At 56.9% G+C, this 8,873-nt stretch carries 9 protein-coding genes; all 9 read left to right on the top strand.

Annotated elements, in window-relative coordinates:
* On the top strand, positions 1-189 hold a 189-nt coding region (locus P8Y64_12130; GenBank protein MEJ2061212.1), incomplete at its 5' end, for a capsular biosynthesis protein CpsI.
* Positions 190-257: 68 nt separating this feature from the next.
* Positions 258-605 carry a MarR family EPS-associated transcriptional regulator gene (locus P8Y64_12135; protein ID MEJ2061213.1) on the top strand — a complete coding sequence of 116 codons (348 nt, stop codon included), beginning with the start codon at positions 258-260 and terminating at the stop codon, positions 603-605.
* Positions 606-760: 155 nt separating this feature from the next.
* Positions 761-1,897: a glycosyltransferase gene (locus P8Y64_12140; GenBank protein MEJ2061214.1), complete on the top strand. Its 1,137-nt coding sequence runs from the start codon at positions 761-763 to the stop codon at positions 1,895-1,897.
* A 136-nt stretch (positions 1,898-2,033) separates the two neighbouring features.
* On the top strand, positions 2,034-3,377 hold the full coding sequence (locus tag P8Y64_12145; protein ID MEJ2061215.1) for a hypothetical protein: 1,344 nt from the start codon (positions 2,034-2,036) through the stop codon (positions 3,375-3,377).
* 13 nt (positions 3,378-3,390) lie between these two features.
* Positions 3,391-4,140: a class I SAM-dependent methyltransferase gene (locus P8Y64_12150; GenBank protein MEJ2061216.1), complete on the top strand. Its 750-nt coding sequence runs from the start codon at positions 3,391-3,393 to the stop codon at positions 4,138-4,140.
* 117 nt (positions 4,141-4,257) lie between these two features.
* Positions 4,258-4,950 carry a class I SAM-dependent methyltransferase gene (locus P8Y64_12155; GenBank protein MEJ2061217.1) on the top strand — a complete coding sequence of 231 codons (693 nt, stop codon included), beginning with the start codon at positions 4,258-4,260 and terminating at the stop codon, positions 4,948-4,950.
* A gap of 27 nt (positions 4,951-4,977) precedes the next feature.
* A complete protein-coding gene (locus tag P8Y64_12160) occupies positions 4,978-5,820 on the top strand; it encodes a class I SAM-dependent methyltransferase (protein MEJ2061218.1) in 843 nt (280 codons plus the stop codon).
* An 84-nt stretch (positions 5,821-5,904) separates the two neighbouring features.
* Positions 5,905-7,872: an asparagine synthase (glutamine-hydrolyzing) gene (gene asnB, locus P8Y64_12165; GenBank protein MEJ2061219.1), complete on the top strand. Its 1,968-nt coding sequence runs from the start codon at positions 5,905-5,907 to the stop codon at positions 7,870-7,872.
* Positions 7,873-8,099: 227 nt separating this feature from the next.
* Entirely contained in the window at positions 8,100-8,870 is a 771-nt protein-coding gene (gene rfbF, locus P8Y64_12170; GenBank protein ID MEJ2061220.1) for a glucose-1-phosphate cytidylyltransferase, read from the top strand.
* Positions 8,871-8,873 lie beyond the last annotated feature (3 nt).

Below are 8,873 nucleotides of genomic sequence, written 5' to 3' on the forward strand. Positions count from 1 at the left end.
GAGGTGCTGGAGGACAAGCTGGGTATGAAGGCCGAAAAAAACATGCTGCCCATGCAGCCCGGCGACGTGCCCGCCACCTATGCCGATGTCCGCGATCTCGAAGAGGATGTCGGTTTCCGTCCCGCCACATCGCTGGAGACCGGCATCGGCAATTTCGTCGATTGGTACCGCGACTTCTACCAGGTCTGAGCCCTCGCTTGCCAAGGGGGCGTGCCCCCGGCTAGGATGCCTGCGTTCAACAATTGAACGCAGGCATCATGCTGAGCGACGAGCACCAATACCGCATTCTCAAACGTCTGGAGGCCGATCCCGGCACCTCGCAGCGTGAGTTGGCGCGCGAATTGGGTATCAGCCTCGGCAAGGTCAATTACTGCCTGAACGCCCTGGTCGAAAAGGGCCTCATCAAGGCGCGCAACTTCCGTAACAACAAGAACAAGGCCGCCTATCTCTATCTGCTGACCCCCCAGGGAATCGAAGCCAGGGCACGGCTGACCGTCAATTTCCTGCGCCGCAAGATGCAGGAATACGAGCAGCTCGAGCAGGAAATCGAAGAGCTGCGTCGTGAGGCCGATATCCTGAGAGAGAACAAGGGGGCAGATGAATGAGACTGTCATCCTGGGATGCCAATGAAAACTCATCCCCAGAGTGAACTGACAAAATATGTCGTATCAGTACCCTGATCTATACGAGTCGATAGTCCGACGGGCGCAACGCGGTACGGAGCCAGGTTGTGGCTGCCTCTTATAGCAGGAATCGCCCGGTGCGGGTGCTGCACATAATTTCCGGCCTGAATAACGGCGGCGCAGAGATGATGTTGGCCAAGTTGTTGTCGGCAACTGACGGCGAGCGTATCTCGTCCGCTGTTCTATCGATGTCGCCGCCCGGCAGGCTGGGTGATGTGATTACATCCTCCGGCGTACCGGTATTCACGCTTGATATGCGCCCCGGATTAAGAGGCCTGGTTGCGTTGAAGCGCTTACCGCGTATTGTCCGAGACTTTGCGCCCGACCTGCTTCAGGGTTGGATGTACTATGGAAATTTCGTTGCCATGCTTTCCCGTTTGTATGCCGGGGGCGCGCCCGGTGTTTGGAACATCCGGCAAAGTTTAGAGGATATTTCCCGGGAAAAACGCTATGCACGCTGGGCGATCAGGTTAAGTGCTTTTTTGTCGTCATGGGCAGATGCGATTATTTATAACTCCATCTCTGGGCGTGTGCAGCACGAGGCCTATGGATTCAGTACAAGAAACGGCCTGGTCATTCCAAACGGTTTCGATTTGTCTCGGTTCAAGCCTTCGCCGGAGGCCCGGTCTACATTAAGGACGGAGTTGGGGCTGGAGTCCGATGCGCAACTTGTTGGCATGGTTGCCCGTTGGCACCCCATGAAGGATCACGCAAATTTCATGCGCGCTGCTAGCCTGATTTTGAAAACCCACCCGGGTGTCCGCTTTGTTCTTATTGGGCGAGGCATGGATGAACATAATCCAGAACTCATGGAAATAATCGAGTCGCTGAATATTGGCGGACAAGTGAGCTTGCTGGGGGAGCGGGCTGATACACCCGTATTTATGGCCGGGCTCGATGTTCTGGTGTCAGCGTCGGCCTGGGGGGAGGGTTTTCCCAATGTGCTCGGCGAGGCGATGGCATGTGGCACACCATGCGTAGCCACCAACGTCGGTGACTCGGCCCGCGTGCTGGAAGAATACGGTGGGATAGTCCCGCCTAATGACCCGGAATCGTTGGCTCGTGCGGTAATGGCATATCTGGATCTTGATCCGGCAAGCAGACTCGAAGTCAGCAATGCGACACGTGGACACGTGAAAGAGAAATATTCATTATCAGAGATCGCACAGCGATACGCCGACTTGTACGAGAAAATAGTTAGGAGTCGGCAATAATGTTGGCAGTGGGATATAAAGTGGCCGCACAGGAATATGTGCTGACTAAGAGGGTCGGTCTCGTCAACCGCAGTTACCGCCATGGGTATATGGGGCAACCCTTTTGACGGCGAAATATTCCAGAATTTTTGACGTAATGGGACTGGACGCAGCGGTCGTCTATGCGTTGTTGTCCAGGGGATACAGGGCGGCCGCCGGCCTGGTCAGCATACTTCTTATCGGTCATTTTCTCAGTGCGGTAGAGCAGGGATATTTCTACACCTTCCAGAGTCTTGTTGCGCTGCAGGCATTTGTTGAACTTGGCTTGTTTGTGGTTGTGGTGAACGTTACCAGCCATGAGTGGTCTCGCCTTGAGTTGGATTCGCGGGGGCGTATTGTTGGCGATGCTGAAGCCCTGTCCCGCCTGATCAGTTTCGGTCGCAAGCTTGCCACCTGGTATGCGGGGGCGGCCGTTGTGTTTGTGCTTGTGGTTGCGCCGCTGGGTGCTGTGTTTATGGCCCAGAACCATGGGTCTGAGCCACTGGTGTTTCCGTGGGTTGCGGCTGTCTTTTCCCAGGCGCTGTTGTTGTGGGTTTTGCCCTTCCAGGCGATTTATGAAGGCTGTAACCAGATAGTTTCATTGCACCGGTTCCAATTCTGGCAGACGGTCGTTTCGCAGGCGGCGCTCTGGGGTCTGTTGATAGCCGGAGCGGGAGTCTGGTCTGTCGCCGGATTGCTGGCGACACAGGCTGTTGTGGCCTTCTATTTTCTTGGGGTGCGCAACAGGGCGTTTTTCAGGCCGTTTTATAAAAAGCCGAAAGGGCCTGAAATTGACTGGGAAAAAGAAGTGTGGCCGATGCAATGGCGGCTTGCTCTCCAGGGCGCCGTCAACTATTTCATGTATTCAGTCTACACCCCGGTCATATTCCACTACCACGGTGCCGTCGAGGCAGGCAGGTTTGGTATGACCTGGCAGATATTCAACGTCATACAATCCATATCGCTGGTATGGGTTCAGACCAGAGTACCGAGATTCGGGACATTGGTTGCTGACCGCAGGTTCGATGAACTGGATACGGTCTGGAGGCGTATGACCGTTATATCGTTCATTGCCTATTTGGTGGTTATTGCCGGCTTTTTGGGCACCCAGTCCGTTTTGGGGTATTTCAACTTTTCCTTTATCGACCGTCTGCTCGATGTTGATGTCGAGCTGCTTTTGATACCTATCGGCATCGGAGCCATCTGGGTGCAGTGTGCCGCCTTGTATTGGCGGTCTCACAAGATCGAAGCGCTAGGTTTTATGGGGGTGGTGCCGAGCCTGGTTAACGGCGCTCTGGTATGGTGGCTTGGCGCCCGCTATGGCTCGCCTGGTGCCCTGTCGGCCTATATTCTTACCCTGTTGATGGTGATGGTGCCGCTGGTTACCTATTTGAAGATGCAGGTTGCCAGGACTTACAGGACACAGGCTGGCGCGCAGATCGCAAAACCCGCCAATTCATGAACAGAGCCGTGCTATGGGGTATCTGGAAGATATAAGGAAATATGAACTCCGGGAGGTAATGTCTCAATTTCCACCTGAAGGCAGGTTGTTGGAAATAGGGGCCGGCTCCGGGTGGCAGGCGCGGTTGCTGTCCGAGGCCGGGTACGATGTGGAAGCCATTGACGTAAAGGAAAGCCGCTATGCCGCGGAGCGTTTCTGGCCGGTCAGGGATTACGACGGTGCCCATATCCCTTTCCCCGATGGTAGTTTTGACGTGATTTTCTCGTCCAACGTGCTGGAGCATATTAAGGATCTTGATGAGTTTCTTATCGAAACAAAACGTGTGCTTAAGACGGATGGGCTGGCTTTGCATATCATGCCGTCTTCAAGTTGGAGATTCTGGACGAACCTGTCGCATTATTTGTTGCCGCTTAAGTTCATGCTGAAACTGGCAGGCAGGCGCGATCAAGGTGAACACGCTCATTCGGTTCGTGATGCAATAAACAATGGTGAAACGGCTTTCGGCCTTGCCGGGAAGGTCCTGATGCCGATACGGCATGGGGAAAGAGGTAATGCGCTATCCGAAATCCTGTTATACAGAAGGGCCTGGTGGATCGGGAGATTTGAGCGGGCTGGGTTGGAGGTCGTCTGTACGTTCAGTCCGAAAATTTTTTATACGGGGAACAGAATCTTCGAGAACAGGCTGAGCATAAGAGTCAGGATGTTATTGGGCAGAATGCTGGGTTATTCGACTGTCGCCTATGTCGTAAAAAAGGTCACATGAGAAAAACAGTCCATAATATTCTGGAAGACATGCCTCGGTGGGCACGCGGGATGAGGGCCGCCGCTGGCTTCTCCGGTGTTATCGATGCAGCCGATTTGACAGCGCGGGTATGGTGGCATGGAGCAAAATAAGATCTGGGAATATTATCAGAATAATGACGATACTGATGATGCGTTCGTTAATGCCCGTCCGCGATACGCATTCATTTCAAAACAAATATCCAAAAGTTCTGACGTCTTGAATATCGGGGTCGGGCGTGGAGGATTGGAAAGCATTCTTGTTGATAAGGATGTGAATATCCACTGTCTCGATCCCAGTGAAGAATCAATCAATCGCATAAGAAATGAATTTGGAATCGGTGAGCGGGCAAAGGTCGGTTTTTCCCAGGCCATTCCGTTTCCCGATGCCACGTTCGATGTTGTGGTCATGTCCGAGGTTCTGGAACATCTTTCCGATGAGGTTCTGGAAAGCACGCTGCGTGAGGTCGGGCGGGTTCTCAAGCCCGGCGGGCGGTTTATTGGTACGGTGCCTGCGAATGAGGACTTGAAAGCGAGTGAAGTCATATGCCCGCAATGCGGTTTGAAGTTCCATCGTTGGGGCCATGTGCACAGCTTTTCCGTGGATAGTCTCAAGGAGTTGCTGTCAAGCCATGGGTTTGGATTCGAGCGTATGGAAGTGAGGGCGTTTCCTGAATGGCGCCGCCGGGGGGTAAAGAGCTTTGTGAAGAACATCATTAAATATGTTCTGGGCCGATTCGGTTCCCCCATATCCTTCCCCTGCATATTTTTTGTTGTAAGCCGGAAACGTTGAGCCGGATTACTCTGTCCCTGGATTGAAATGAGCGAAGACTTAACCAAGCAGGAATCGCATTTCGCATTTGGTGAGAACTGGGCCGCATACTCGGAAAAAATCGGCGAGACTGAGATCAATGAGGCTGTCGCCGGGCTGTCGCGTTTATTGGGTGGCGAGCGCCTGGATGGAAAGCGGTTTCTCGATATCGGTTGCGGATCGGGCCTGCACAGCCTTGCGGCTTTGAAGCTGGGGGCGGCGGAGGTGGTCGCCGTGGATATAGATCCCGCTTCAGTAGCGACAACCCGTGCAGTGCTTGAGCACCGCTTCCCAAGCGGTAACTACACGGTGGAGCAGCATAGTGTCTTTGAGCTCGATCCGGCATCCCAGGGAACCTTCGATGTTGTTTATTCCTGGGGCGTGTTGCACCACACCGGCGACATGGACCGTGCCATGCGGCTGGCGGCATCCCTGGTGGCGGATTCCGGCATCTTCATTTTCGCACTGTATAGAAAAACCTGGATGTGCGGGTCGTGGAAAATTGAGAAACGCTGGTATGCGCGGGCTTCGTCTAAGGCGCAGTCCAGAGCAAGATCCGTTTACACATTCTTCGTGAGGCTGGGATTGCTGCTCATGGGACGTGATTTCAAACGGTTCGTGCGCGAATACCGCGGCAAGCGGGGTATGGATTATTATCACGACGTACACGACTGGATGGGTGGTTGGCCTTACGAGTCGATCTCGCCCAGGGAGGTCGATTCGTTCATGCATAAGCTTGGATTCTCCCGCGTCAGATCCTTCGTTCGGCCCGGGAATATTCTGGGGCGCAGGCATGGGATTTTCGGCTCCGGTTGTGATGAGTACGTCTATCGTCACGACGATAATGGTTGATTGACTCGGTGATGAGCATTTAGAGGCGCCTCGCTTACATCTCATTTATGCCGATCATCATCTTGGAATCTTAGAACTCTAATCATGTGTGGGATCGCGGGTTTCTGGTGTAAGCGAGGCATGCCCGGGGTGGATGTTCTGTCTGCGATGACGGGCGCTATTGCCCATCGCGGCCCTGACGACACCGGTAGCTGGCAGGACCTCGATGCCGGCGTCGCGCTCGGACACCGCCGGCTTTCCATTCTTGATCTTTCCCCCGAAGGCCATCAGCCGATGGTATCGGCCTCAGGCCGCTATGTGATCGTATTCAACGGCGAGGTATACAACTTCGCCGAGCTGCGCCGTGAGCTGGAACCGACGGGTTGCCGTTTTCGCGGGCATTCAGACACCGAGGTCATGCTGGCCGCCATCGAGACCTGGGGCCTGGAGCCGGCCGTCAAGCGTTTCATCGGCATGTTCGCCTTCGCTCTTTGGGACCGCGAGAAGCGCTGCCTGAGCCTGGTGCGAGACCGGCTGGGCATCAAGCCGCTGTTTTTTGGCTGGGCGGCCGGCGCACTCGTGTTTGGCTCCGAACTCAAGGCGCTGCGGGCATATCCTGGGTTCCAGAACCCGGTTGACCGCAATGCCCTGACCCTGCTGTTGCGCCATAACTACATCCCGGCGCCGTATTCGATCTACGAGGGCATTCACAAGCTGATGCCCGGCACCATTCTGCAGCTCGATGCGGACGCGGCGTCCGCCCCCCGTTCGCTGGAGGACCTGGCCGGCCATACCACGACCTACTGGTCCACACGCCAAGTGATGGAGCAGGGCGCCGCGGACCGCTTCGATGGCAGTGAGGCCGAGGCCGTCCAGCAGCTGGATGAGCTGCTGCGCGACGCCATAGGCATGCGTATGGTGGCTGACGTGCCCCTCGGCGCCTTTTTGTCCGGCGGCATCGACTCTTCCACGGTCGTCGCCCTTATGCAGGCCCAGTCCGACCGGCCGGTAAAGACCTTCTCCATCGGCTTTCACGAGGGCGAATACGACGAGGCGTATCACGCCAAGGCCGTGGCCGGGTATCTGGGCACCGACCACACCGAGCTTTACGTGACGCCGCAGGAGGCGTTGGACGTCATCCCCGACCTGCCGCGGCTGTACGACGAACCCTTCGCGGACTCCTCCCAGATCCCCACCTTCCTGGTATCCCGGCTGGCCCGCGACCACGTGACCGTGAGCCTGTCCGGGGACGGCGGTGACGAGTTGTTTGGCGGTTACAACCGCTACTTCTGGGCGCAGCGCCTGTGGAGCCAGCTGGGCTGGATGCCCGCGCCGCTGCGTATGGCGATGGCCGGCACGCTGCGCATGGGGCCGCCGGCCTTCTGGGACAGGGCGCTGGGGCTGGCGATGCCGATGCTGCCGCGTCGTCTCAGAACACGCATGCCTGGCGACAAAGTGCAGCGCCTGGCGGAGGTGCTGTCCATGCCCTCGCCGGACGCCCTGTATCGGCAGCTCGTCTCGCACTGGACCAGTCCCGCGGATATCGTTCTCGGGGCGCGGGAGCCGCTGACGGCCCTGACCGACTCCGCCCGCCGGGCCGACCTGGCCGAATATGCGGGGCGCATGATGTACACGGATCTGGTGAGCTACCTGCCGGACGACATCCTCACCAAGGTGGACCGCGCCAGCATGGGGGTGAGCCTGGAGGCGCGCGTGCCGCTGCTCGACCACCGTGTGGTGGAATTCGCCGGGCGCGTGCCGCCGGATCTCAAGATCCGCCAGGGGGAAGGTAAGTGGCTGCTGCGGCAGGTGCTGTACCGCTACGTCCCGCAAGAACTCATCGATCGCCCCAAGATGGGCTTCGGCGTGCCCATCGACCACTGGCTGCGCGGCCCCCTGCGCGACTGGGCCGAGACCCTGCTGGATGAGCGCCGCCTGCGGGAGGAGGGCTTTTTCGACCCTGCCCCCATCCGCCGCAAGTGGTCCGAACACTTGTCCGGACGTCACAACTGGCATTACTACCTCTGGGACGTGCTGATGTTCCAGGCCTGGCAAGAGACCGTAAGGTCTTGATCCCGTGGTGGGCAACTCACCCTGGATGCTTACTTGCCAATGGAGACTGAGGCGGCTAGGATGCCTGCGTTCAATGATTGAACGCAGGCATTATGTTTAGCGACGATCCCATCCAAATTTACTAGCAAACTCACGTAATCAGGCGGTCATGACGTCGTTCAATACGCCCTATTGGTGACGTCCGGACCCTTATCATTTGTAGTTCGGTTTGATATGAGGACGCATTGTTGAAGGCGGTGATTCTTGCGGGAGGCTTGGGGACGCGGATCTCCGAAGAAACGCACCTGAGACCCAAGCCCATGATCGAGATCGGCGGCAAGCCGATCCTGTGGCACATCATGAAGCTCTACTCAGCCCACGGCGTGAACGAGTTCGTGATCTGCTGCGGCTATAAGGGCTACATGATCAAGGAGTATTTCGCCAACTACTTCCTGCACATGTCGGACGTCACCTTCGACATGGCGGCGAACCGGATGGAAGTCCACGAACGCTATGCCGAGCCCTGGAAGGTGACTTTGGTGGATACCGGTGAGGAGACCCTTACCGGCGGTCGCCTGAAGTGTGTCGCTCCCTACCTGCGCGACGAAGAGGCGTTCTGTTTTACCTACGGTGATGGACTGGCCGACGTCGATATCGCCACGGAAATCGCCTTCCACCGCAGCCACGGCAAACTGGCGACGGTACTGGCCGTGCAGCCACCTGGCCGCTACGGGGCGCTGCAGCTCCACAGCTCCAGTGTTACCGGCTTTTCGGAAAAACCACGCGGGGATGGCGGGCTGATCAACGGCGGGTTCTTCGTGCTTTCACCGGCTTGCATCGATCTAATTGACGACGACCAAACCAGTTGGGAAGGGAAACCGCTGACGGCGCTTGCCGAGCGCGGCCAACTCATGGCGTTCGAGCATCGTGGTTTCTGGCAACCGATGGATACGCTACGCGACAAGAACCATCTGGAAGAACTGTGGCTGGGCGGCACCGCGCCGTGGAAGATATGGTAGGCG

The sequence above is a fragment of the Gammaproteobacteria bacterium genome (assembly GCA_037388465.1).
Taxonomy (GTDB): Bacteria; Pseudomonadota; Gammaproteobacteria; order SpSt-1174; family SpSt-1174; genus JARRKE01.